A 24,260-nucleotide genomic window follows, 5' to 3' on the forward strand; every position below is an offset into this window, starting at 1 on the left:
CGTTTTCATCTCATTCTCCTCGCAAAATACCTCCTCGCGGCAACGGTGAAGTAATGATCGGAGAATGGTGTGAGTAAGCTCAGCAACGATGCAACCAGGCTACTCGAAGCTATAAGCTACCAACTTATCGTAACCTTGGAATACTGCCATAACTTGGTAGAGGGGCAGACCTTATGGTTGGAGGTTTTCGGCGATGTGACCGTCAGCGAAAGCGTTCAGGTTGAAGTCAAAAACTTTGTAGATGACCTCACCGATGGTCATAACAATTTCTGGAATACGTTAAAAAACTGGTTGTCGCCGAAGTTCAAGCAAGAAAAATATTCTGAACTCATTTTGCTTACCACGCAGGCATATGGTGCAACGACAGCACTCCGCCATTGGAATAATCTTCCCGGCGAAGAACGGCTGAAATTTTTGGATAATGTACTCGCTGATAGTGAGGCCCGTATCGCTACTACGGGTAAAAAACCTTCTAAAGCCGTAAAAAATCAGAAATTCGTGATGGCCAGCGAACGCAGATGCGTTCTCCAGGATGTGATAGAAAAAGTAAAAATAATCTCTGCCGAACCTGATTTAAAAACGCGGGCAGAGAATGCCAAGAGTCGCTACGGAAAGGGTGTAGATCCGTCGAAGCGCGACGAATATTTTGAAGCGCTACTGGGGTATCTCATTGAACCATGCCTCTCTAAGAAGGGCTGGATGATTAGTTATTCTGAATTCGATCTTAAGCTATCCAGATTATTAGCCCAGTACGGACGCAATTCCCGTAAATTTCCTACGGTAGATACCGATGCATTTGCGGGGCAGGTCGATTTGTCCGCCTATGCTGATAGGTTATTTGTAAAAAAGCTCTATGAAATCGAATACGGTCAACGAGTGCCTGGAGCTATTCTAGAGCACTTAGTTACTGTGCACACGATCAGTAGCGAATTCAAGCGATTCACTGTCGAAAAAGCCGATGTCGACAATTATAAGAAAGATCAACTCAAGCGACACAAAAGCCTGAGGTCGGCAGAGATGAGACGCTGCTCAAGAAAGCCGAAGGAAGACTGGTGTTTCGAGTCACAAAATTTCTTCGACACTCGATGCGGGGAACCCGTTGATGGAATGCCTGCATTTGACGGTACAACGTCTGAGTTTCGAAATGGAATCTGGCATATGTTGGCCGATGACGAAGACGAAGAAGGAAACGAGAAATTGCACTGGAGGCTTTGGTGATGAGGCTCTCTACGGTCGATCATATCCATACACTACAGCGTAGCCCTTTTATTATGGCTCCAATTCTTCATGCGTTTTTTAGCGAATTAAAAGAGACCCAGAAGAATATTTTGTTCGTTTACCTCGTACTGCCATTTGTTCTGCATGACGCTACAAGCTCCTATTTGCGGAGCATTAGCGAGCGCAATACCTGGCGAACCATGGTGTCTGATAAGACACGCATCGCAGGGGTGCACAAAAGGATTCACTCGCTTAGAGAAGTCACCAACATTACGTTGATGAGCCTTATCAATTCAGGGTATCTGACAATAGATGATGATATGGTCGTTCGGGCTACCAAGAAAACTTTTCCGCCAATGAATGGAATGGGGAAAAAAATAGCCTCGGCCCGTAATCTAGCGAAGCTTCTGGAAAATCGTGAAGCTCCACCTGTATTCAAGTCGCTAGGGATAGTTAAATTATGAAGTGCTTCGTAAAGTCGGTGGGTGTGATTGATCACGATAATGCTATTCACCAAGTAACGTTCAAGGCTGGGTTGAACATCATCACTGGCAAGTCATCCATGGGTAAGAGCGCGATTATCGAGATTTTTGATTTTTGCTTTGGTAATAGCGATGACACAATTCCAAAGGGGGTCATTACAGAGCGCTCGAAAATATATTTTACACTCCTTCAGTTTGAGAAGGAACTACTGCTCCTGGCACGTATGCGGAGTGCCGATAAGCTGTTTATCAGTGAAGTGAATGGCACGCTTGACGAGATTTTCCTTAAAATGAAAAACGTTAGGGCGTTTTTCGCGCCCAGCCTATTCTTGCCGTTACGGGATTTTAAAAAGGAGCTTGGTCGATATTTTTCAGTCACCATGACGGATATCGATGAAGACCTCAGTAGTCGTGAACAAGGTAAGTCGAAGAGCTCCACCCCTTCGGTTCGCAGCTTCGTTTCCTATATGCTTCAGCATCAAAATCTGGTGGCGAACAAACATGCGCTTTTCTATCGTTTTGATGAAAAGGAAAAACGTGAGCAGGCCATCGAACACTTAAAAATTTTCATGAATTTCGCGGATCAGAAATATTTCTGGTTGTCCCAAGAGAGCAACCAGCTCAAGGCGGAACTGAAAAAAATCGAAGCTCAGATACCGAAGAAGAAGGAAGAGAAAGAGCGATTCATTAAGAGAATTGACGAATTGTTGGCGGAATACAAATCTGTCAGCGGTACCGATCTCATAGGGCTGACAGGTGCTCAAATTGCAGGGAGCGTGAAACCCTCGTTCAAGAAGATAAGAGACGCTAACGTTCGCATCGACAGCTTGACGGACACTTACTCAGTACGTAAAAAAGCTTTGGAAGAGGATCGCTCGAAGCAGACGGTCATCGTTCGCGGGCTACAAGATAAAGTTCACGCTGTGCAGTCTTCAATCAGCCTCACTGAAGATTTTGCCAAAGATATCACCGAAATCCCTGTACCCGAATACGCCGAAATCAGTGACGCCCATTGCCCATTTTGCGATGCGCCCAGTGAGCAGGTGGATCAGGAGGCGAACAAGCTGACAGTTGCTATCGACTGGATGAACCGTGAACTCAGAACTTCTTCCTATGTGCGTGAAAGCTTTCGAGATGAAGAAGGTAAGTTGAGTAAGGCGCTTGTGAAGGAAAAAGATGTTCTTTCCGGTATTCAAGCCAACATCAATCAACTGACTAAACAGGTCGAGGATCTGAAGAAAAGTAAAACGGTTGATGAGATCGCATTGCGCGTCAAGCATCGTCTTGAGGACGTGATTGAGGATTATGGGAATCGAGGCAAGACGGAGTTCGAAGGTACGCAGCAGTTGATTAAGGACAGGCTTGCGGAAATAAAACCGCTTTTGGATGATTACGACGTTCCTGGCAAAATGGCTGATCTAAGTGATCTTATCAACAGTGAAATGTCCCGAATCGGTGCAGGTTTCGATTTCGAGGAGGCTTACCAGCCTATTAACTTGAAATTTGATCTTCATACCTTCGACCTCTGGCATGAAAGCCCCACAATGGGCAACGTGTACTTGCGCTCGATGGGCAGCGGTGCCAATTGGCTGTACACGCACCTGACCCTGTTCCTGGCACTGCATTCTGTGTTTTCTCTGAAGCACGAGGAGGGCTGCAGAATCCCTCCTATCTTATTCTTGGATCAGCCGACGCAGGTCTATTTCCCCGCCAAGATCGATCATCGAGAGGAGGGATTCGATGCCAAAGCGTTGGCGGCGCTTACGGAGCGGGCAAAGCATGTGGACGAGGACATCGGTTCTGTAACCAACATGTTCGACAAGCTTGTCGAATTCTGCGAACAAACAGAAAAAGCCACCGGCTTCATGCCGCAGATCATCGTAACTGATCATGCTGATGAGTTGACGCTAAAGGGGGAGTCCACCTTCCAGTCATTTGTGCGTGCTACTTGGCGTACACGGGGCTTCATCGCCAAGCGTCCAACTGACGCGATTGCTTGATGTGCGTCATGCCTACTCCCGCACTAGGGGTAGGTGTCACGCGTTCAGGATGTCCCTCGGACTCACATTTACGTGCGTGATGATGTTATTGATACCTTTCTTCTCGACTAGCGAGCGTGGCTCACTAGGCGCCTGAGCGGGTGAGATGGATAACACGATCACAACTGAGATCTTGGACGCGCGCCTCGGCATGCTGCGGTGATGAGCTCACCCGGGCCCTGGGTGAGCTGCTCGACAACTACGAGCGCAAAATTAGGTAATGATGATTCTATTTTGGTCACTGTCGAATGGGTTAGTTGCAATGGATGCACCGCTCAGTTATGCCAGAGTGCGCCGTCGCCCATTGTTTTGTGTTCGTGGCAAAACGCTACTCGACACGCTGAGGGCGCAATTGGCTTTCTTCTCGGTAGCAAATGATGTGCATCGATTACTCAAGGGGCAGTCAGTGGATGAGATCCACGGCGCCTTGGTAGCTATCTTGGAACTCGCTGAGTTCTGACCTGTTACCAATTTTCGATTTCCACGTACTGGGCACCTTGACGTTTGAGCTTGTCCTGATGAAGAGCGGGTCGACGTTAGCCTGTTGGGCATCTGTTCCCATTTCATTGCCAGCAGGTCACTCGTTGCCCTCTCAGTAGTGGCTGATGATTTTAGTTATCTCAAGGGCATGCTCGCTTTTAGAGTAGTGTTTTTGTAGGGGCATAGTGCTACTATTCCAGGTCGGTCTGTTTAGGGAGCACCGGCCATGATGACCTTAACTAAGAGGATGCCGCGCTATGTCAACTTGCTCACCTTCGCAGAAAATTGGAGCCAGAGGCCATAAATGGCTCGCTTCCCATGTTGAGGAAAACCCACATTGGTTATCTCGTAACCTCGAAGAGGATTATGGAATCGATATGGAGTTTGAATTGCACGAAGGCGCGGTGCAAGGAAACATATTAAAGGTGCAGATCAAATCCAAAGATCACTGTGAGCAAAAAAAAGGTCATGTGAAATTTTTGATAGATCGAAAGTACCTTCACTATGCAGATGCCTGTCGATATCCTGTTTTACTGGTATTTGTCTGTCTCACTACACAGCAAGCATGGTACATCTGGCTACAGCAGTGGTTGCTGGAACAGCGTGTGGCAATAGATCCGCTGTCTCTGGTTAAGAAAACTTGGACTGTGTGGGTTCCTGTGACGCAAACTGTTCAAGCAGGCTTGAAAGCCGAACTCAAAGCTATCGCACGCTGGGAGGGGCAGGCTCAGCTTACTTTAACACTTAACGATGCCATTCGATGTGCTAGAGCTGTCAATAAACATGAGATAGCTGAGGCTGTTCAGCCGCTCATAGGTACTTCCTCCTCGCAAGGGGGCGCTATCAGCTTAAACACGCTAATAGCGGAAGCCACTGCACTTGGTGACAAATTAAGAAATACACGCGATGGAAATTGTGTATCAGACCAGATCTACAATATAATTCGTCATGCTGGTGATGTAGTTACGAAAGAAACTGCACTAAAGCTTGTCATGCGTGGTGAGTGCCATTCGCGCGCTGGGGTGAATGCTATAGGAATCCTCTATGATCATCATTTCGAATACGCCCTTTCGTTAAAACTTTCGAAAGTATTTGAAGAGATTGCACCTGCGGTAGCGTTTTACTGCGCGTTCCGAGAGTCGAACCCTCAAAAAGATTTCTTCCCTCCGAAAGATTTTCGATTCGCTGGACTAAAATATGTCGCGCCAGAAGATGAAATGGAGAAATTTATATATAGAGGATCTTCCTTTATTCTGGAATGCCTGGCGTAAGAATAAAGGCTAAGTAACATGCTGTTTTAAGTTCGATGTAAGCGGGAGGCGAATGCTCTTCAGATTGAATGAAAGGCAAACGCGTTGATTACAAATGGTTGTGCAGTGCCAGGGTTCGTTGCTTGCCTCAATTTTAAAGGTCGTTGCGTCGATATGGATGTTCTTTGAGTTCTCGGATTATCTTGGATGAGTCAAAATTCATCGAGTATCAGCGTTGAGATTCCGCACCCGCGCGGCACCGTCAAAGTGAATTGGCCAGCCGATAGTGCTGCTGACTGCGACGCTTTTCTTCGAGACCTGGTGCGATGATCCGCATCGACGCCATCTGGCTTGCCACCGAGCCCATGGATATGCGCGCCGGCACTGAAACGGCGCTGGCCAGGGTGATCGCGGTGTTCGGTGCGGCGAAGCCGCACCGCGTGTTGGCGCCGACGCCGAATTGAGCCCGTTGCCGAGATATCACTGACCCAGTCTGCTACTTCGCGAACCATTGCCTGTGCTGGATTTGTACCGACTTGGAGGTGGGGCAGTCTTGTGCCAGTATGTGGGTCAAATGGACATCGGCGTCTACATACTTGGCGTCTATGGTCACCGCTTCCATGATAGAAATCAGTTATTCCAGTATCTGCGCATAAGGGCAAGCGGCCTGCCGTATCCGCTCAGATGGTGCTACGCGATGCACTCTCCAGCTGCATCGGATGCTCGGCATTCAATATCGAGCAAACAGCCTCTGCCTCCGGCCTGGCTTTGAAGACACCATGCTTGCTGGCTGAGCCTCCTTCTACAAGATCAACGACCCTGTATCACTTGCTGCCATCGTCCAGTGCGGTGGTCTCAATCACTCTAAATCTTGCGTGCATGGATGCTTTCCGTGCCTGAGATTTGTGTCGAAAGAAGTACGGGAAAAACGAGACGATTTGAACTGCAAGTTGAGGTTTTTTCGACAGAACAAGGCGGCGCGTGTTGTCGAAAAGCTCCTCAATCGAATACAGCGAGTCGCCAATATCCAGCTTCAGTTCCTGCAACATCGGGAAGGGGGGGCGCGCCCCTTGCCATTATCAATATAACGAGGAAGCGGTCGCTCCAAGATGAGGTGCGATCGACCACTTAAAGAGTGTCATGACTTCTTTGAAGGCTCTTTGTTGGATGACATGGGCTTCATCAAATCATGTTTTTTTAACCCAGCCATACTCGCATTGTGAACGATGATATGGAAAAGCTCGGATAGCTTAGCGTTTAGGAAATTGAGGCGTTCGATTTCCTTCTCAAGCCGTGCGATGCGCTCCGCGCCGTCCTGGATAGTCTTGGGCCGAGGCAGGTTGGTGACTCTTTCCAACTCTTTACGCAGCGAGTTTTTCTTAGCCTGGTACGCAAGCTTAATTGTCTCTTTTTTGTTCAGGGCTTGCCGAGTTGGGGGAGTTCCCCAGCCCAAAATTTCCTGAGCCCCCAAGCAGATCGTATTCCAATCCAGCTTGTGCTGGGTGTCCCAATTATTGATCATTCGGCAGATGTCGCGAGTCTGCTGGTCAGTGATTACCTTTGGCATTAAAATATTCCTGGCAGATTCATTGAAAGAGCATTTCCAAGCAATCGACCAAGTCTTGGCCATATTCAAGAGCGATCTGTTCCTTCTGCAGAAGCTCAACTCCTGCCTTCGCAGCCTTTTCCCCCACGATTAGTGCCTCATGGTTGAAGTCTGTACCGGTCACTTGAATGGGGGAGCCATCCGGGATGTCGGGGTTTTCCATGACATCAATCAGCGCGATGAGCCGCTGGATCTGGGGGGCGGCCTTTTCGATCCAGAGCGAGGCTGATCGCTCGCCTGCATCAATCGCGCGTTGGGCTGCATCCTTAGTGCGAATCATATTGTCCCGGTCATTCTTGATGGCTTTCAGAGCGATCTTGTCACCTTTGCAAGCCAGGAGTTCGGAGCAGTTTGTGCAGTCAGCGAATTTGATGCAGGGCCCGGCACGCCAGCTTCTACGGCAAATACCGTATCGGCTTCGATGGTAAGGGCCTTGACCATAACTGGAAGCCTCTTCCTCTGATACTGGTTGCAGGGTTTCATGCTCCTGCTTGGTCTGCATAATCGTTGATGCTTTCTCTAACTTTTCCTCCGCAGTTTCGTTTAAGTAGGTGCGAGTCTGCTGCTTGGAAGCGCGGCTGCTCCACTCAGTGATTTCCTCAATTGACACTCCATATTGCTTGGCAAGACGGTTAATGAAGTGTCGAAGACTGTGAGAATTGAGCCTGAAAGGGTCAAAACCATGTTTGGTGAAAAAGCACATAGGGCGTTGATTTTTTCGGCCAGGCTTTTCCGCGCCATCCAACCGTTTCCTGTAGTAATCAGGGTTGAAAGGAGCAAGCAGCACTGGGCTCGTAATGGCGCGGACGCTTAACTGCATGTGCCGGAAGCACATCAGCGACTCACTCATCTTGAGTGGCTTGATTTCGTCTTGAGGTTTTTCCTGGTATGGGAAATGAGGGTTTTGGTCTTCATGCTGTGCCAGGACGATCTGCCATAGGGAATCCAAGGTGAAGCCGGTCAAGGAGTAGTTCCCTGTGTGTTTTCTAACGAAGTCTTCGCAGGAGTTGCGATGAGCGAGTCCCAAAGCTTGAACGACTTGGTCTCGCGTCAGCTCTTGGTTGTCAGGGACGTTTGGGCAGTCAGCATGCCTGTAAAACTTGGTCGGGTTAGTCTCCATGTACAAGGCGAGCTTCCGCCCCTCACCGGTGATCGTTACGAGCCGGTCAACAGCCTCCAGTGCGACCTCAGCCATAGTGGTGGGAACGGCCTTGCGGGTATAGCTACGCGTTTTTGGGACGTAGTACGCAAGGTAGCGCTGCAAGTCACCATTCTTGTCATGGTCGGATCGCAAGCAGTCTGTGCGCCAGCGAAGCGTTTCTCCGATTCGCATGGGAGCTGATAGCAGCAAGGCCGTAATAGAAGTCACCATGATGTCACTGTCATCAAGTTGGCTTGAGGGCTGACTGAATACGTCCGCGATGCTTAAGAAAGCATCTTGATCTGCAGCCTTCTTTTCCTTGACCTCTTCAGGCGCATTTGCACCTCGAAGGTTATGATAGGATTTTTCCTTGATGTAGGGATTCTGCCAGCGAATGACCTCAGCTGGGACGACTAGTTTGTCGGATAACCAACTGAGAATCTGTTGGGCACTGTTGACGATGTGACCCGGCGCTGCGAAATCCTCAACAAGCACGGTCATCGATTCGAAGTGCCTTATATGGATTTTGGTGATGTCCGGAATGCCCATATCGTTCACAAGCGCGCTCTCTAGCGCTCTCAAAGCTTGTAATTCACGACCGGCATTCCTGTGTGGATCTATCGTGTGTCGATAGCGTAAGTAGGACTTGGCCACGTCAATGAATGCTGTGTGAAGAAGTTGGTCGTCTGTTGGTCTAACCGACTTGTGAAGATTCGCGTTCCTCAGATTGGTGAATCGGATTCGCGAATCTCTGGACGGGCTAGGCCAGATAGATGACTGCCAGTTGAACTCTGCATTGTCTGACAAAAGGGTAAGTTCATCCCGAGAGTATTTTATCAAGGCTTTCAGGTTGCTGGTTGGGCTGAGCTTTGGATTTGGAGTGAAACTGACGAGTTTGAGATGGGTAGGCATTACTTCTGCTCACGCTTAATTTTGCATAACTGAATACACCGCTCCACCGCTCGGATGTCGTCCGAAAGATCGATCGGGACTAGCAGATTGCGAACGCTGCCTAGTTTGACCATCTCGTTCTCCTGAGCCTGGCGAAACCGTAGTGCTTCCAAGACCTCCTCGTGGGGGGCGTCCATCAACGGCTCAAAGTTCCTGCAGCGATAGCAGGGGAGTGGAATGGATGATGTTGTGCAAAAGCTGAAAAGTCCGCACCGACCTACATTCTTCAAAAGTCCCTCTTTTGCAAACTCAAGGCTTTTGACGGGGTTGTTGGGATAGGTTGCCTCTGCATCGGTTGCGATGATGCGACCATGGAAAGCTTGTGCAATCGGTATCAACCCCTCTGACATTCGCTCGTCGAGCTTACGGGCTTCCTCGGCAGGGTCGTTATAGTATGAGTCTATAGCTTCATCATGGTTGTGGCCCAGCCAATATGACAGTATGGGCTTAGATACGCCCATTCGGGCAAGTCTGCGCGCTCTGGTGTGACGCAGGCGTATGGCGTTGCATACCAACGGCTTACCCGTCTTACGGCAGACTGGTCGCACAGGCAGTATTACTTTGTGGGTATGCACGTAGGTGATGTTGGAATTGTAGGTAAGCTGAATTACCCTTCCGATTGTCATAGGTCTTAAATGGAATAACTCGTCATCTAGATGCGCGGCAGGGTCTTTCCCAAGGATATGTTTGAGATCTTCCGATGCACCACTGATGCGCCTTTGAGTTGTGAAAATCGGAAGTTGATCGGTCGCTGCAGGGGAAATGGTCAATCCGAGTTTTTCTTCGAAAGCCGCTTTGACCTTTTTACGTTGAATAATCAGCATGTTCCACAGATGATCAGCGATTGGATGTATTTCGGATTTTCCTCCTCTGAATTCGATTTCTACTCCTTGCTCCTTGACTGCAGGGAAATGAATTTCGTTTTCGTGCACCTGCATTAGAACTTTCATTTTTCCAGATTTTAAGTCTCCAAATTTCAAAGCGCTAATCTGGCTGGGTCGACGGGCGTACTGAAGCGCAAGCAGGCGGATCAATGCTGGTTGAGTTTCTCCAGTAAGGTCATAGTTCTGCCACGTTGCACTAAGCACATCATCATATTCCTCATCAGTTAGCCAGCTTTTCTCTGGATCGTCTGATTCCACATTGTTGGAAGTAACTGGGGAAGCAGTAGATTGGGCTAAAAGATTCAGCGCGTCATCTGTCACTGACTTTGGATAACGATCCTTCCAGTAGCCGAGGAAAATGCGAGTTTGGAATATTCTACCGCGCATTGAGGCGATTTGAAGTGCGTGGCTTACCCAGGAACTATCAAAAATGCTTGGTGGGTATTCTTTTGAAGCAGCACAAAAAGCCGCTACAAGATACATAACAACTGTTAATGAAAAGCGTTGAGTGTCGGCAAATTTCAATAGGTGTTGCTTGAAAGACTCTTTTGCTTCAAGTGTTAGATTGCTTAAGAGTAATTTGCAGTCAATGTTGTGGTGGCCAAGATGAACGAGGTTGTCGCCCTTCCAAAATACTCTTCCGCTGGCTGCGGATCGGGCAGTGGCATTGAGATCTAGGGCGATCTCTTCCGGGCACACGGTATATTCACCAACGCTTGTGGTTGCTTCGCGCGTATCAAGTATAGACCGAGCTCGGATTGGCTTTTTCATTTTATGGGCCTTTGAGTATCGCGAGCCACTTCTCTGCCAACCACCATTGCTTTCTCCCTGCGATGTCTCAAATTATATACCTTAGCCATGGCTGATCCAGGAACCCAGCCCATCGACTCCTCACGAGCATCTGCCTCATCATCTGCGGACATGCCCATCTTATCCGCGTGTTGCGAAAACCTATAATTCCAGTCGTGACGAAATGCATGCGGATGGAGGCTGCTACCTAAGGCAGGAAACGAATTCTGGAAATAATCAAATACTGAGTTGAAACCTGCCACGGTTAGTGGTTGCCCTTGAGTGCGCCCCGTATGCACGCAGAAGATAAAGTCGTGATCACTATGTCCGACACTGTTCAGCTCTGCGCGGTAGTTGATTCTATACTCAATAAGTTGTTGTTCAAGCTCTTCAGAAATTGGAACAGAGCGACCGAGTGTTTTTGCTACGGGTTGATTAATCCTTCGATCCAGCTCATCGTCATGATTTCGCTCGATGACTAAGTATGCACTCTGGCCACCGCTAGCTTCGATAAAATTTTTGATCTTGAGAGATAATAGCTCTCCGCGCCTCATGCCAGTCTCATATAGAGTCCGGATCATGACTACATTACGCATTCGAGTGCCTTGATAGGTTGATCTACTTAGATTCTCTAAAGGCTGTTTGAATATTGATAGCAACTGAGTGCGTGCAGACTCAGGTAACTTTTCATCTAGAAGGTTCTGGCGCAGGCGAGCCTTCGAGCCTGCTCGCTTGATTAATTTCTGCTTCAGACGAACGGCTTGGTCTTTAACAAGCTCTCGAACGTGAACGTCATTGCAATTAGGAAGCAGCTCATCAGTCAACCACGCGATATACTTACAGATAAAAATCCAATGGGAATTGAATTTGTTTGCGCATATGACTTCCCCTTGTTTGCCTCCGCGGCGAGCTCTCACGTGCGCAGCTAGGCTATCTACGTCGCTCGCGACCATCAATATGCTGGCAAGAAGTCTGTCCTCAAGGCTGATCCGTCGATCACGCTCCCACTCGCTCAATCGGCGAATAGCGTCCAACGCTGCCAACTGGGTTTGATGGGTACTATGGTTTCTGAGGCTGCGGGACAGGTACGCCGAGGCATAGAACAGTGGGATACCTGGTGCGTCTTGACTGAACAAGAGGGAGAAGCGTTCGCCACTTTGGGTAACGTATGTTCGGATAGAAAAGGTCATGTTTACATTTTACCCGGTATGTCATGGTCAGCTTTTCTTTGTTTACGTTTTATTTTCAATGCTTGGCCGTAGTTATGCTCCATGTTATCATTATTTTAAAGGGTTTAGGCGGGTGGTAAAGCTCCATGGTTAACAAAAACTCTCCGGCTCGGATGGTTGTACTCGATACCGAAACCACCGGCATGCCGGTGACCGACGGCCACCGGATTATCGAAATCGGTTGTGTCGAGTTGATCGGTCGGCGTCTGACCGGCCGGCATTTTCACGTTTACCTGCAACCGGATCGCGAGAGTGACGAAGGCGCCATTGGCGTCCACGGCATCACCAACGAATTTCTGGTGGGTAAACCGCGTTTCACTGAAGTGGCCGATGAATTCTTCGAGTTCATCAAAGGCGCGCAGCTGATCATCCATAACGCGGCGTTCGACGTTGGTTTCATCAACAACGAATTCGCCCTGATGGGCCAGCACGATCGTGCGGACATCACGCAACACTGTTCGATCCTCGACACCTTGATGATGGCCCGGGAACGTCACCCGGGGCAGCGCAACAGCCTCGACGCCTTGTGCAAACGTTATGGCGTCGACAACTCGGGTCGTGAGTTGCACGGCGCCTTGCTCGACTCCGAGATTCTCGCCGACGTCTACCTGACCATGACCGGCGGCCAGACCAGCCTGTCGCTGGCAGGTAATGCGTCCGATGGTAATGGCTCCGGCGAAGGTGCGGATAACTCCGCCACCGAAATCCGCCGTTTGCCCGCCGATCGCGCGCGCGCGCGCATCATCCGCGCCAGCGAAGATGACTTGGCCCAGCATGTGGCGCGTCTTGAAGCCATTGCGAAAGCCGCCGGCGCCCCGTCGCTGTGGCAGCAATTGGCGGATGCCAAGGCCCAGGCCTGAGTGTGTGCAATCGGTGACCCAGTTTGGGGCATCCGCACTCGCCACATCCGTATCAACCCTCTACCCTGAGGGTATTGGCAGGCCACGGTCTGCCGCCTCAGGACTCTGAGCCCCATGTATAAAGATTTGAAATTCCCGGTCCTGATCGTCCACCGCGACATCAAGGCCGACACCGTTGCGGGTGATCGCGTGCGGGGCATCGCCCGGGAGCTGGAGCAGGAAGGCTTCAGCATTGTTTCAGCGGTGGATTACACCGAAGGGCGGCTGGTCGCATCGACCCATCACGGCCTCTCTTGCATGTTGATCGCCGCCGAAGACGCCAGCACTAACTCCCATTTATTGCAAAACATGGCCGAGCTGATCGGTCTGGCGCGAGTGCGTGCGCCGGACCTGCCGATCTTCGCCCTCGGCGAACAAGTGACGCTGGAAAACGCGCCAGCCGATGCGATGGCTGAACTCAATCAGCTGCGCGGCATTCTTTATCTGTTCGAAGACACCGTGCCATTCCTGGCTCGGCAAGTAGCCCGGGCCGCGCGCAAGTACCTGGACGGTCTGTTGCCGCCGTTTTTCAAGGCGCTGGTGCAGCACACCGCCGATTCCAATTATTCCTGGCACACACCGGGCCACGGCGGTGGTGTGGCGTATCACAAGAGCCCGGTCGGGCAGGCGTTTCACCAGTTTTTCGGGGAAAACACCCTGCGTTCGGATTTGTCCGTGTCGGTGCCTGAGTTGGGTTCGTTGCTCGATCACACCGGCCCGCTGGCCGAAGCGGAAGCACGCGCTGCACGCAATTTCGGCGCCGATCACACCTTTTTCGTGATCAATGGCACCTCGACTGCCAACAAAATCGTCTGGCATTCCATGGTCGCGCGCGATGACCTGGTGCTGGTGGACCGCAACTGCCACAAGTCGGTGCTGCATTCGATCATCATGACCGGCGCGATCCCGTTGTACCTGTGCCCGGAGCGCAATGAACTGGGGATCATCGGCCCGATTCCATTGAGCGAATTCAGCCGCGAATCAATCCAGGCCAAGATCGACGCCAGCCCGCTGACCAAGGGCCGAGCGCCCAAGGTCAAATTGGCGGTGATCACCAACTCGACCTACGACGGCCTTTGCTACAACGCCGAGTTGATCAAACAGAGCCTGGGCAACAGCGTGGAGGTGCTGCATTTCGACGAAGCCTGGTATGCCTACGCGGCGTTTCATGAGTTTTTCGCCGGGCGTTACGGCATGGGCACTTCGCGCAGCGAAGACAGCCCGCTGGTGTTCACCACGCATTCCACGCATAAGCTGCTGGCAGCGTTCAGTCAGGCCTCGATGATTCATATTCAGGACGGCGGCGCACGGCAACTGGACCGCGACCGCTTCAACGAAGCGTTCATGATGCACATCTCCACGTCGCCGCAATACAGCATCATTGCGTCTCTGGACGTGGCCTCGGCGATGATGGAAGGTCCCGCCGGGCGTTCGCTGTTGCAGGAGATGTTCGATGAGGCCCTGAGTTTTCGTCGTGCTCTGGCCAATTTACGGCAACATATTGCGGCGGAGGACTGGTGGTTTTCCATCTGGCAGCCGCCGTCGGTGGAAGGCATCGAGCGCGTAGTCACCGAAGACTGGCTGCTGCAACCCGATGCCGATTGGCACGGCTTTGGTGACGTGACCGACGATTATGTGTTGCTCGATCCGATCAAAGTCACCCTGGTGATGCCCGGCCTGACTGCTGGCGGCGCGTTGAGTGAGCGCGGGATTCCAGCGGCGGTGGTCAGCAAATTCCTCTGGGAGCGCGGGTTGGTGGTCGAGAAGACCGGGCTGTATTCGTTCCTGGTGCTGTTCTCGATGGGCATTACAAAGGGCAAATGGAGCACGCTGTTGACCGAGTTGCTGGAGTTCAAGCGCAGCTACGACGCCAACGTCAGCCTCGCAACCTGCCTGCCGTGTGTGGCGCAACAGAGCGTCGGGCGCTATCAAGGCATGGGCTTGCGAGATTTGTGTGATCAATTGCACGCCTGTTATCGCAGTAATGCGACGGCCAAACACCTCAAGCGTATGTATACCGTGCTGCCGGAAATCGTCATGAAGCCGGCCCATGCCTATGATCATTTGGTGCGGGGCGAGGTGGAGGCTGTATCGATTGATGCCCTGGACGGACGGATCGCTGCGGTGATGCTGGTTCCGTATCCGCCGGGCATTCCACTGATCATGCCGGGCGAGCGGTTCACCGAGGCGACCCGGTCAATCATCGACTACCTTTCATTTGCGCGTACGTTTGATAGCTGTTTCCCCGGATTCGTCGTCGATGTGCATGGCTTGCAACACGAAGACGAGGGCAATGGACGGCACTACACCGTCGATTGCATCAAGGAATGAGGACCTTTCCCAAAATGCAACCTGTCATCAATCCCAAGTACCCCGGCCTTTCGGTGCGTGTCGCCGATGACGGCTTCGCGGCCTATATCTGGGGCAGTGATTTCAGTTTTGAAGTTGCTGCCTACGGTGCCGCTGAACTGGGCAAACCGGTCGATCAGTGGCCGATCACGCCGATCACCCCTTATCGAAAGTGCTACGGCATCGACCCCGAAGAGTTCAGCAGTTTTCGCGATGCCGCTGACAGTGCGATTTTCATGGCCTATCTCGACGATGAGCCTGTCGGTCACCTGGTGATCAGCACCAACTGGAACGGCTTTGCCCATATCGACGAGTTGGCGGTACATGCCCCGGCGCGACACCATGGCGTGGCCAAAGCGTTGCTGGAGGTGGCTCAGTTCTGGAGTCGCAAGAAAAAATTGCCAGGCATCATGCTCGAAACCCAGAACAACAACCTGGGCGCCTGTCGGCTCTATGAGCGGTGTGGTTATGTGATTGGCGGGATCGACCATTTGCGCTATCGCGGCATCGATCCGAACACCGCTGAAGTGGCGCTTTTTTGGTATCGCTTGTTCGATAACTCGCTGGAAAGCCCGGTCAGTTCGCCAGCATCGCCGCGGCTTGTTCCGTAATGATGTCCAGCAGTGTTTGAACAGCGGCGGATGGTTCGCCGTTTTTCAGGGACAGGGCGTAGAGGCTGACCGGCACTGCCGGCGCCAGCGGGCAAACATCCAGTCCGCTGGATTTGGCGCCAAGGGCGGTAAACGGATCGACAATGGCCAGGCCTTCACCGGCCTCGACCATGCTGCGCATCATCTGATGGGTCTGCACCCGGATATGCACGAGCGGGGCCGGGCGCAAGGCCTGCAATTTGTTCTCGAGTGCCGGGCTCAGCGGGTCGTGGCCTTCCAGGCCGACCATCGACTGGCCCGCCAGGTCCTGCAACGAAATGTATTTCTGCTTGGGCTGCAGCCAGCCATGGGGCGCCAGGAGTTGGAGTTTGCCTTGGGCAATCACCTGGCAATGGATGTCGGCGTGGTCGGGGTCCTGCAGGCTCAACCCCAGATCACTTTCGCGCAACAACAAGGTCTTGATGATCTCGCGGGTCGGTTGGCTGAGCAGGCTGCAAGGTGCATCAGGCAGGCGTCGGCGCAGGGCGGCGATGCTCTGAGGCAACAGTTGTTGGGCCAGTGGCGGGGTGCAGATGATACGCAGGGGCGGTGCCTGGTATTGCTTGAGGCTGGCGGCCAGGCGCTGGACGGGTTCAAGCGCTTCGTAGACGTGGGCGATTTCGCCCTCTAGCTCCCGCGCTTCGCGGGTCGCCTGCAAGCGCCCGCGCACGCTGGAAAACAGCATGAAACCCAACTGACCCTCGGCCTCGCGCAAAATGCCTTCAACCTCGGCCACCGGCAACTGCAGCCATTCGGCGGCGGTGCCCAGGTGACCGGTCTGCACAAGCGCGTGGATCACTTCGATGTGGCGTAAACGCATGCGTGAAGTCCATGTTCGGCAGGTGAGGGAATCAGTGACTGAATCCTAACTCAAGTGCGCGCCTATGACTTCTGCTCATAACGCGGGGTTATGACGCGACGTTGGCTACTGGCACGCTACCGACAAAGGTGTCGGGTTCGCGCACGATGGTCACGTCCGATTGAACCAGCAGAAACTGGTTGTCATCCAGCTTCTTGACGCGGTCGCCAATGGCCAGTTTGTAGGTGGTGACAGGCTCCGTGCTGCCGAAACCGTCTGCCGACGGGGTGGATTCCTGGAACTCATGCACGGAATAAACGCGGCCTTCCGCATCTCTTGCGTGGAACTGACCGACAAGTACTGCTGCCATCTGTTTAGAACCTCTGGAGATAAATCACTCAAATTTCGGTTCTGTAGACCGTGTTTGGGCGAAGTAAGTTTTCCTACAAGAAAAAAATAGTCAGGGGCAGTGTAATTCAACAGCCCGCTGGGTGAATCGTCATCTATAACTACAAGCTCTTTCCATCGAACAGTCGAGACATCTTCCATGAGCAACGTCTATACGATCGCCGTAATAGTCGGCAGCTTGAGAAAGGCATCGATCAATCGCAAGGTGGCACTGGCGCTGGCCGACCTTGCTCCCGCCAATCTAAAACTTCAAATCGTCGAAATTGGTGACTTGCCACTCTACAACGAAGACATCGATGGCGCTTCACCGCCGGCAGCCTACAGTACTTTCCGGCAACACGTACGTTCATCCGACGCAGTGCTGTTCGTCACCCCGGAATACAACCGTTCGGTGCCGGCGCCTTTGAAAAATGCCATCGACGTGGGGTCGCGGCCGTATGGCCAGAGTGCCTGGAGCGGCAAACCGGGCGCAATCATCAGTGTTTCGCCGGGTGCTGTCGGTGGATTTGGCGCGAACCATAACGTGCGTCAGTCCATGGTGTTTCTGGATGTGCCGTGCATGCAGCAGCCGGAAGCCTATCTCGGCGGTGCCGGTTCACTGTTCGACGAGGCGGGCAAGCTGTCCGATTCGGTGAAGCCGTTCTTGCAGAAATTCATCGACGCCTATGGAAAATGGGTCGAACAACACAAAAAGATGTAACAAACACTCCCCCCTGTGTGGGAGCGAGCCTGCTCGCTCCCACACAGGGATAATGGGGCAAGCAGCAAGTTTTGGCTTTACTGCGCTCGTGCATTACGGCTGAATCGCGGTTTGTTTTTCGCTTAAGGTTGTTTTGCATGCTCATCGCTTCACTGATTTTCCTGCTGACCATCACCTTGGTGATCTGGCAACCCAAAGGCCTGGGCGTCGGCTGGAGTGCGGTATTCGGCGCTGTACTGGCGTTGATTTTCGGTGTGGTGCAACTGAGCGATATCCCGATCGTATGGCAGATCATCTGGAACGCCACTGGCACGTTCGTGGCGCTGATCATCATCAGTCTGTTGCTGGACGAGGCCGGTTTTTTTGCCTGGGCCGCCTTGCATGTGGCGCGTTGGGGGCGGGGCAACGGGCGTAAACTTTTTGCTTTTATGGTGCTGCTGGGGGCGTTGGTCTCGGCATTGTTCGCCAATGACGGCGCGGCGCTGATTCTGACGCCCATCGTGATTTCCATGCTGCTGGCGCTGCGATTCTCCCCGGCAGCCACACTGGCGTTCGTGATGGGCGCCGGTTTCATCGCCGATACCGCAAGCCTGCCGCTGGTGGTGTCGAACCTGGTGAACATTGTTTCCGCCGACTTCTTTCATATCACCTTCAACCGTTACGCGGCGGTGATGATCCCGGTCAACCTGGTGAGCGTCGTGGCAACGTTGGCGGTGTTGATGTGGTTCTTCCGTCGCGACATTCCCAAGTCTTACGACCCCGAACAATTGGATCTGCCGGCCACCGCCATCCATGACAAGGCAACGTTTTATGCGGGTTGGGTGGTGTTGGTGATCCTGCTCGTGGGTTGTTTTGCCCTGGAGCCGTTGGGCATTCCGATCAGTGCCATTTCCGCGGTGTGCGCCGCTCTACTGTTGGGTATCGCCGCCCGAGGTCACAAAATTTCCACGCGCAAGGTGATGAAAGAAGCACCGTGGCAGATCGTGATTTTTTCGCTGGGTATGTACCTGGTGGTGTATGGACTGCGCAATGCCGGGTTGACCGGGTATCTGGCGGGGTGGCTCGATGGCTTTGCCCATTACGGTGTCTGGGGTGCGGCCATGGGCACGGGGGTGTTGACGGCGATTCTGTCCTCGATGATGAACAATCTGCCGACGGTGCTCATCGGTTTACTGTCGATCGATGCCAGTCAGGCCAGTGGTGTGGTGAAGGAGGCGATGATTTATGCCAACGTCATTGGCAGCGATCTGGGGCCGAAAATCACGCCGATTGGCAGTCTGGCGACGTTGTTGTGGTTGCATGTGCTGGAACGCAAGAGCATCCGGATTGGCTGGGGGTATTACTTCAAGGTCGGGGTGGTGTTGACGGTGCCGGTATTGGTGGTGACGTTGGCGGCTTTGGCATTGCGGTTATCCATTTAGACCGAGTTGGCCCCTTCGCGGACAAGTCGAAGGGGCCGGTACAAACATCACAATTATTAGCCACTACCCGGCACATTCGGCCAAAGATCCGCCACCAGAAACAACCGCTCCGCTTCCTCCCATTCCCCTTCGATATTCTCGACCAGGCGCACCATCAATTGCGCGGGCGCCAGAGGCTCCAGTTCACTGAGCCATGCGCTCAACTGCGATACGTTCCAGGTTTGCTCCGCTGGATAGTGCGCCGGTGCCAGCCAGGCATGGCGGGGCAGGGGTTGCCAGCGACCGAAGGGCCGCTGCACGACAAAGTCCGCCCAGTCTTTCTGGTGCAGCCAGCTACCGCGCAAATGCTGCGGATGCGCACCGCCGGGTGGCGCGGCGCGTCCCGGCCACGGATACAGCAGGTAACCGCCGAGCCACAGGTGTGCACTGAACTGCTGAATATCCAGGGCCGCCAGCACTTCGCGACTTTCGCTGCGGGCAGAAATGGGCAATTGATGTTGAGCCAGATGTGTCAGCTTACGGTCCAGCCGATCATGGCAGCCGGGGCCTAGCCACTGCGCGGTGTCATGCCCGTCGCCATTTTGCGGCCCGAGGTAAAGCTTGATCGCCAGCTCCAGGTGGTGCACGCCGTCGCGGTCGCGCAGCAACATGTCCAACTCGCCCAGCGTATGGCCTTCACGGCGGATCGGCAGGTTGGCGGCAATGAGTTCGATCCCCGGCGCGTGACGCACCGCGTACTGCCACAGGCGCTCGTAATACAGGCCCAAACGCCGGGTTCGGGCCTGGGACAGCCAGTGCAGCAAGTCATAACTGTCACGGTCCAGCAGCCGCAGCCAGCGCTCCAGGCGCTCCGGCTCTTGCACCCATTCGCTGCCGGCCAACGGATGGCGTTGCGGCCACGGCGTATCGACGAGCATCGGCGGCGCGAGGATGACCCAGGCCAGGTCGCGCACTTCGGGGTGGCGCAACTGATGGGGTAACGAGAGCAAATCGGGAAATAGGATCATCTTGCGAGCATAGCCCTAAACCTGAGTACACCCTTGTGGCTGAAAGGATTTTGTCTATCCCGCGCTTTCGCCCATAATCGTCTTTTTCGCCGTCCTCGCAGGAACCCCATGGAGCAATTTCGTAATATCGGCATCATCGGTCGCCTGGGCAGTTCCCAGGTGCTGGATACCGTCCGCCGACTGAAACGGTTTCTGCTCGATCGTCACTTGCACGTGATCCTCGAAGACACCATCGCCGAAGTCCTTCCCGGCCATGGCCTGCAAACATCGTCACGCAAGATGCTCGGCGAAGTCTGTGACATGGTGATTGTGGTCGGCGGAGACGGCAGCCTGCTGGGCGCCGCCAGGGCGCTGGCCAAGCACAATATTCCGGTGCTCGGGATCAACCGTGGCAGCCTCGGTTTCCTGACCGATATTCGTCCAGACGAGCTGGAAGTCAAAGTCGCCGAAGTGCTCGACGGCCACTACCTGGTGGAAAACCGCTTTCTGCTGCAAGCCGAAGTCCGCCGTCACGCCGAGGCTATCGGTCAGGGTGATGCCCTCAATGACGTGGTGCTGCATCCCGGCAAATCGACGCGAATGATCGAGTTCGAGCTGTACATTGACGGCCAGTTCGTTTGCAGTCAGAAAGCCGACGGCCTGATCGTCGCGACGCCCACCGGTTCGACCGCCTACGCGCTGTCGGCGGGCGGACCGATCATGCATCCCAAGCTCGACGCTATTGTGATTGTGCCGATGTACCCCCATACCTTGTCGGGCAGGCCGATTGTGGTCGATGGCAACAGTGAGCTGAAAATCGTCGTCTCCAAAGATATGCAAATTTACCCGCAAGTCTCCTGTGACGGGCAGAACCACTTCACCTGCGCGCCCGGCGACACCATCACCATCAGCAAGAAAGCGCAGAAGCTGCGGCTGATTCATCCGCTTGACCACAACTACTATGAAGTCTGCCGGACCAAACTCGGTTGGGGCAGTCGATTGGGTGGTGGAGGCGACTGATGCTCGATCCCGCGCGTAGCTACGACCTGATCGGTGACGTGCACGGTTGCGCTCTGACCCTTGAGCACTTGCTCGACCGGCTCGGTTACCAGAAACAACGCGGCGTCTGGCGGCATCCGACGCGGATGGCCGTGTTTGTGGGCGACATCATTGATCGCGGCCCGCGAATTCGCGAGGCGCTGCACATCGTCCATGACATGGTCGAGGCCGGCCAGGCGCTGTGCATCATGGGCAATCATGAATTCAACGCACTGGGCTGGAGCACGCCGGCGCCACCGGGCAGCGGCAAGCAGTTCGTCCGTGAGCACACGCCGCGCCATGCCCGGTTGCTGGGCGAAACCCTGACCCAGTTCGAAGACCATCCCGGTGATTGGCATGACTTCCTGCAATGGTTCTACGAGTTGCCACTGTTCGTCGACGCCGGCCGCTTCCGGGTGGTGCATGCCTGCTGGGATTCGGGCCTGATCGAGCCATTGCGCTCGCTGTTCCCCAATGGCTGCGTCGATGAGCAATTCCTCCAGGCGTCGGCCGTGCCGGGTACTTTCGCCTGCACCGTGTTCGACCGGTTGCTGCGCGGCACCGACATGCGCTTGCCCCATGGCTTGACCATGACCAGCGGCGACGGCCTGGTGCGCTCGTTCTTCCGTACCAAATTCTGGGAAGACGACCCGCAAACCTACGGAGATATCGTGTTTCAACCTGACGCGTTGCCCGAGCCAGTGGCGCAGACGCCCCTGACGTCCACGGAAAAAAACACCTTGCTGCGTTACGGCGTCGATGAACCGCTGTTGTTCGTCGGCCACTACTGGCGCAGCGGTAAACCGGTGCCGATTCGCCCGAACCTGGCCTGCCTGGATTACAGTGCCGTGCTCTACGGCAAACTGGTCGCCTATCGGCTGGATCAGGAAACCCGGCTCGATCCGAATAAATTTGTCTGGGTCGATGTTGAGCGGCCGGAGGTGCTGCAATGAGTGTTGTTGCCGTATTGCGTCTGCCGCTAGCGGTGGACTTGAGCGGGTTCGTCAAACTGCTGCAACGCATGCAGGTGCCGCATCGCGTCAGCGAAGACTCGGGCGAACAGGTGCTTTGGGTTCCGGCCAACATCAGCGAGGACGTGCGTTTGCTGTACGAACGCTTTCCTGCCGGTGACCCCGATCAGCAGCTGGACATTCCGGCGGTGAAAACCATCCAGCGCCCCGGTTTCGTCGAGCAACTGCGCTATGCCAAGGCGACCGCGGCCGTTTTGCTGCTGAGCATCCTCGTCGGTGCGGTGACGCTGTTGGGTGAAAACCTCGACACCATGCGCTGGCTGACCTTCCTCGATTTTCGCGTGGTCGGCGAGTACATCCATTTCGTGCCATTGGCCGATAGCCTGGCGGCGGGGCAGTGGTGGCGACTGATGACGCCGATGCTGATCCACTTCGGCATCCTGCACCTGGCCATGAACGGTATGTGGTATTGGGAGCTGGGCCGGCGCATTGAATCGCGTCAGGGCAGCATTAACCTGATCGGCCTGACATTGCTGTTCAGCCTTGTGTCCAACTACTCCCAGTATCATTTCAGCGGTCCGACCTTGTTCGGCGGATTGTCCGGCGTGCTGTACGGCCTGCTCGGGCATTGCTGGATCTTCCAGCTGTTGGCGCCGAACCCGGCTTATCGCCTGCCGCGCGGCGTGCTGGTGATGATGCTGGTGTGGCTGGTGCTGTGCCTGTCCGGGCTGGTCTCGATGATCGGCTTCGGTGAAATCGCCAACGCAGCCCATGTCAGCGGGTTACTCATCGGATGCTTCACCGGTTTGTTGGGTGGTTTGTACAACCGCCGTAAACTGGCCGCCTAAAACAGTTTATGTATTAAAGAGCGCGGAGACCTTGATGTCCTCTTTTAACGAAATGATCAAAAACATCACCCCCGATATCTACCAGAGCCTGAAACTGGCGGTGGAAATCGGTAAATGGGCGGACGGTAACAAGCTCACCGCCGAGCAACGCGAACTGTCGCTGCAAGCGATGATCGCCTGGGAAATCCAGAACCTGCCCGAAGAACAGCGTACCGGTTACATGGGCCCGCAGGAATGCAGTTCGAAGTCGATCAGCGTACCCAACATCCTGTTCAAGTCGGATGCCATCCATTGATCGAGATTGGCCGCGGTGCAATCAGCAAAATGTCGGCCCGCCTTGACGGGTCCGACGTGCAGTACGCGTTTCGTCTGGGCGATCTCGAGGTGCCGGTCAATCCAATGATCGGCACCACGGTGCGTCTGGAATACCTGGGGGCGATTCATTGCACCCATTGCGGACGCAAGACCAAAACCAGTTTCAGCCAGGGTTACTGCTACCCGTGCATGACCAAACTGGCGCAGTGCGATATCTGCATCATGAGCCCGGAGCGTTGCCACTTTGACGCAGGCACTTGCCGTGAGCCGGAGTGGGGGCAGACGTTTTGCATGACCGATCACATCGTCTATCTGTCCAACTCGTCGGGGGTGAAAGTCGGGATTACCCGCGCCACCCAGCTGCCGACCCGCTGGATCGATCAGGGTGCCCGTCAGGCGTTGCCGATCGTGCGGGTTTCGACCCGTCAGCAGTCGGGTTTCGTCGAAGACCTGTTCCGTAGCCAGGTGGCGGACAAGACCAACTGGCGTGCCTTGCTCAAAGGCGAAGCGGTGTCGGTCAATCTGGCCGAGGTCCGCGATCAGTTGTTCGACCGCTGCGCCGAGGGCCTGCAAACCTTGCAGGAACGATTTGGACTACAAGCCATTCAGACGATTGCCGACGTAGAAACCCTTGAGATCCGCTATCCGGTCGAGCAATACCCGGCCAAAATCGTCAGCTTCAACCTGGACAAGAATCCAATTGCCGAAGGCACGCTGCTGGGGGTCAAGGGCCAATACCTGATCTTCGACACCGGCGTGATCAATATTCGTAAATACACGGCTTATCAGCTCGCCGTGCATCAGTAA

The 24,260-nt window shown here is 53.8% G+C and carries 23 protein-coding genes; 16 read left to right on the forward strand and 7 right to left on the reverse strand.

Annotation, left to right across the window (positions count from 1 at the left end; all coding sequences use genetic code 11):
* The first annotated feature begins 69 nt into the window (after positions 1–69).
* The 6 genes from AC3ISI_RS12230 (at position 70) to AC3ISI_RS12255 (ending at position 5,933) form a co-directional block, all read left to right on the forward strand.
* Positions 70–1,218, forward strand: coding sequence for a hypothetical protein (locus AC3ISI_RS12230; protein WP_489337187.1), 1,149 nt, complete (start codon positions 70–72; stop codon positions 1,216–1,218).
* A complete protein-coding gene (locus tag AC3ISI_RS12235) occupies positions 1,218–1,682 on the forward strand; it encodes a three component ABC system middle component (protein ID WP_489337188.1) in 465 nt (154 codons plus the stop codon). The genes AC3ISI_RS12230 and AC3ISI_RS12235 overlap by 1 nt, the downstream gene beginning before the upstream one ends.
* 23 nt (positions 1,683–1,705) lie before the next feature.
* On the forward strand, positions 1,706–3,700 hold the full coding sequence (locus tag AC3ISI_RS12240; protein WP_489337189.1) for a DUF3732 domain-containing protein: 1,995 nt from the start codon (positions 1,706–1,708) through the stop codon (positions 3,698–3,700).
* Positions 3,701–3,959: 259 nt separating this feature from the next.
* Positions 3,960–4,199 (forward strand): hypothetical protein, encoded by a 240-nt coding sequence (locus tag AC3ISI_RS12245; protein WP_489337190.1) that lies wholly within the window; start codon positions 3,960–3,962, stop codon positions 4,197–4,199.
* A 277-nt stretch (positions 4,200–4,476) separates the two neighbouring features.
* Entirely contained in the window at positions 4,477–5,490 is a 1,014-nt protein-coding gene (locus AC3ISI_RS12250; protein ID WP_489337191.1) for a DUF4365 domain-containing protein, read from the forward strand.
* Between the two features lie 305 nt (positions 5,491–5,795).
* Positions 5,796–5,933 carry a hypothetical protein gene (locus AC3ISI_RS12255; protein ID WP_489337192.1) on the forward strand — a complete coding sequence of 46 codons (138 nt, stop codon included), beginning with the start codon at positions 5,796–5,798 and terminating at the stop codon, positions 5,931–5,933.
* Between the two features lie 674 nt (positions 5,934–6,607).
* Here the strand turns inward: AC3ISI_RS12255 and AC3ISI_RS12260 are convergent.
* The 4 genes from AC3ISI_RS12260 to AC3ISI_RS12275 are packed head-to-tail and all read right to left on the reverse strand — an operon-like array spanning position 6,608 to position 12,030.
* On the reverse strand, positions 6,608–7,036 hold the full coding sequence (locus AC3ISI_RS12260; RefSeq protein ID WP_489337193.1) for a hypothetical protein: 429 nt from the start codon (positions 7,034–7,036) through the stop codon (positions 6,608–6,610).
* A 19-nt stretch (positions 7,037–7,055) separates the two neighbouring features.
* A complete protein-coding gene (locus tag AC3ISI_RS12265) occupies positions 7,056–9,128 on the reverse strand; it encodes an integrase (RefSeq protein ID WP_489337194.1) in 2,073 nt (690 codons plus the stop codon).
* A complete protein-coding gene (locus AC3ISI_RS12270) occupies positions 9,128–10,822 on the reverse strand; it encodes a site-specific integrase (protein WP_489337195.1) in 1,695 nt (564 codons plus the stop codon). Before AC3ISI_RS12270 ends, AC3ISI_RS12265 begins: the two co-directional genes overlap by 1 nt.
* Positions 10,819–12,030 (reverse strand): site-specific integrase, encoded by a 1,212-nt coding sequence (locus AC3ISI_RS12275; RefSeq protein WP_489337196.1) that lies wholly within the window; start codon positions 12,028–12,030, stop codon positions 10,819–10,821. The genes AC3ISI_RS12270 and AC3ISI_RS12275 overlap by 4 nt, the downstream gene beginning before the upstream one ends.
* A 125-nt stretch (positions 12,031–12,155) precedes the next feature.
* Between AC3ISI_RS12275 and dnaQ the strand changes: the two genes are divergently transcribed.
* The 3 genes from dnaQ to AC3ISI_RS12290 all read left to right on the forward strand — a co-directional run bounded on the left by dnaQ (position 12,156) and on the right by AC3ISI_RS12290 (position 15,928).
* Positions 12,156–12,929: a DNA polymerase III subunit epsilon gene (gene dnaQ, locus AC3ISI_RS12280; RefSeq protein WP_489337197.1), complete on the forward strand. Its 774-nt coding sequence runs from the start codon at positions 12,156–12,158 to the stop codon at positions 12,927–12,929.
* 114 nt (positions 12,930–13,043) lie between these two features.
* A complete protein-coding gene (locus AC3ISI_RS12285) occupies positions 13,044–15,299 on the forward strand; it encodes an Orn/Lys/Arg family decarboxylase (RefSeq protein WP_489337198.1) in 2,256 nt (751 codons plus the stop codon).
* Positions 15,300–15,313: 14 nt separating this feature from the next.
* Positions 15,314–15,928 (forward strand): GNAT family N-acetyltransferase, encoded by a 615-nt coding sequence (locus AC3ISI_RS12290; protein ID WP_489337199.1) that lies wholly within the window; start codon positions 15,314–15,316, stop codon positions 15,926–15,928.
* Here AC3ISI_RS12290 and AC3ISI_RS12295 read toward each other — a convergent pair.
* Positions 15,894–16,787, reverse strand: coding sequence for a LysR family transcriptional regulator (locus AC3ISI_RS12295; protein ID WP_489337200.1), 894 nt, complete (start codon positions 16,785–16,787; stop codon positions 15,894–15,896). The two genes, AC3ISI_RS12290 and AC3ISI_RS12295, sit on opposite strands and share 35 nt — an antisense overlap.
* Positions 16,788–16,875: 88 nt before the next feature.
* Positions 16,876–17,136, reverse strand: coding sequence for a hypothetical protein (locus tag AC3ISI_RS12300; protein WP_489337201.1), 261 nt, complete (start codon positions 17,134–17,136; stop codon positions 16,876–16,878).
* A 177-nt stretch (positions 17,137–17,313) separates the two neighbouring features.
* Here AC3ISI_RS12300 and AC3ISI_RS12305 point away from each other — a divergent pair, with 177 nt between their 5' ends.
* Positions 17,314–17,874: an NADPH-dependent FMN reductase gene (locus AC3ISI_RS12305; RefSeq protein ID WP_489337202.1), complete on the forward strand. Its 561-nt coding sequence runs from the start codon at positions 17,314–17,316 to the stop codon at positions 17,872–17,874.
* 137 nt (positions 17,875–18,011) lie between these two features.
* Positions 18,012–19,295, forward strand: coding sequence for an arsenic transporter (locus AC3ISI_RS12310; protein WP_489337203.1), 1,284 nt, complete (start codon positions 18,012–18,014; stop codon positions 19,293–19,295).
* A 56-nt stretch (positions 19,296–19,351) separates the two neighbouring features.
* On the opposite strand, the gene AC3ISI_RS12315 is transcribed toward AC3ISI_RS12310, so the two are convergent.
* Positions 19,352–20,302 (reverse strand): DUF1853 family protein, encoded by a 951-nt coding sequence (locus AC3ISI_RS12315; protein WP_489337204.1) that lies wholly within the window; start codon positions 20,300–20,302, stop codon positions 19,352–19,354.
* A 108-nt stretch (positions 20,303–20,410) separates the two neighbouring features.
* Here AC3ISI_RS12315 and AC3ISI_RS12320 point away from each other — a divergent pair, with 108 nt between their 5' ends.
* Genes AC3ISI_RS12320 through AC3ISI_RS12340 form a run of 5 tightly spaced genes read left to right on the forward strand, consistent with a single transcriptional unit; the run spans position 20,411 to position 24,260 of the window.
* On the forward strand, positions 20,411–21,301 hold the full coding sequence (locus AC3ISI_RS12320) for an NAD(+) kinase (protein ID WP_027923400.1): 891 nt from the start codon (positions 20,411–20,413) through the stop codon (positions 21,299–21,301).
* Positions 21,301–22,272: a metallophosphoesterase gene (locus AC3ISI_RS12325; RefSeq protein WP_489337205.1), complete on the forward strand. Its 972-nt coding sequence runs from the start codon at positions 21,301–21,303 to the stop codon at positions 22,270–22,272. Before AC3ISI_RS12320 ends, AC3ISI_RS12325 begins: the two co-directional genes overlap by 1 nt.
* A complete protein-coding gene (locus AC3ISI_RS12330; protein ID WP_489337206.1) occupies positions 22,269–23,138 on the forward strand; it encodes a rhomboid family intramembrane serine protease in 870 nt (289 codons plus the stop codon). The genes AC3ISI_RS12325 and AC3ISI_RS12330 overlap by 4 nt, the downstream gene beginning before the upstream one ends.
* Positions 23,139–23,172: 34 nt before the next feature.
* Positions 23,173–23,433, forward strand: coding sequence for a YeaC family protein (locus AC3ISI_RS12335; RefSeq protein WP_489337207.1), 261 nt, complete (start codon positions 23,173–23,175; stop codon positions 23,431–23,433).
* The gene (locus AC3ISI_RS12340; RefSeq protein WP_489337700.1) at positions 23,430–24,260 is read left to right on the forward strand and encodes a DUF2797 domain-containing protein; all 831 of its coding nucleotides are present in this window, start codon (positions 23,430–23,432) and stop codon (positions 24,258–24,260) included. The genes AC3ISI_RS12335 and AC3ISI_RS12340 overlap by 4 nt, the downstream gene beginning before the upstream one ends.

Source organism: Pseudomonas sp. GL_139_B, assembly GCF_057834475.1.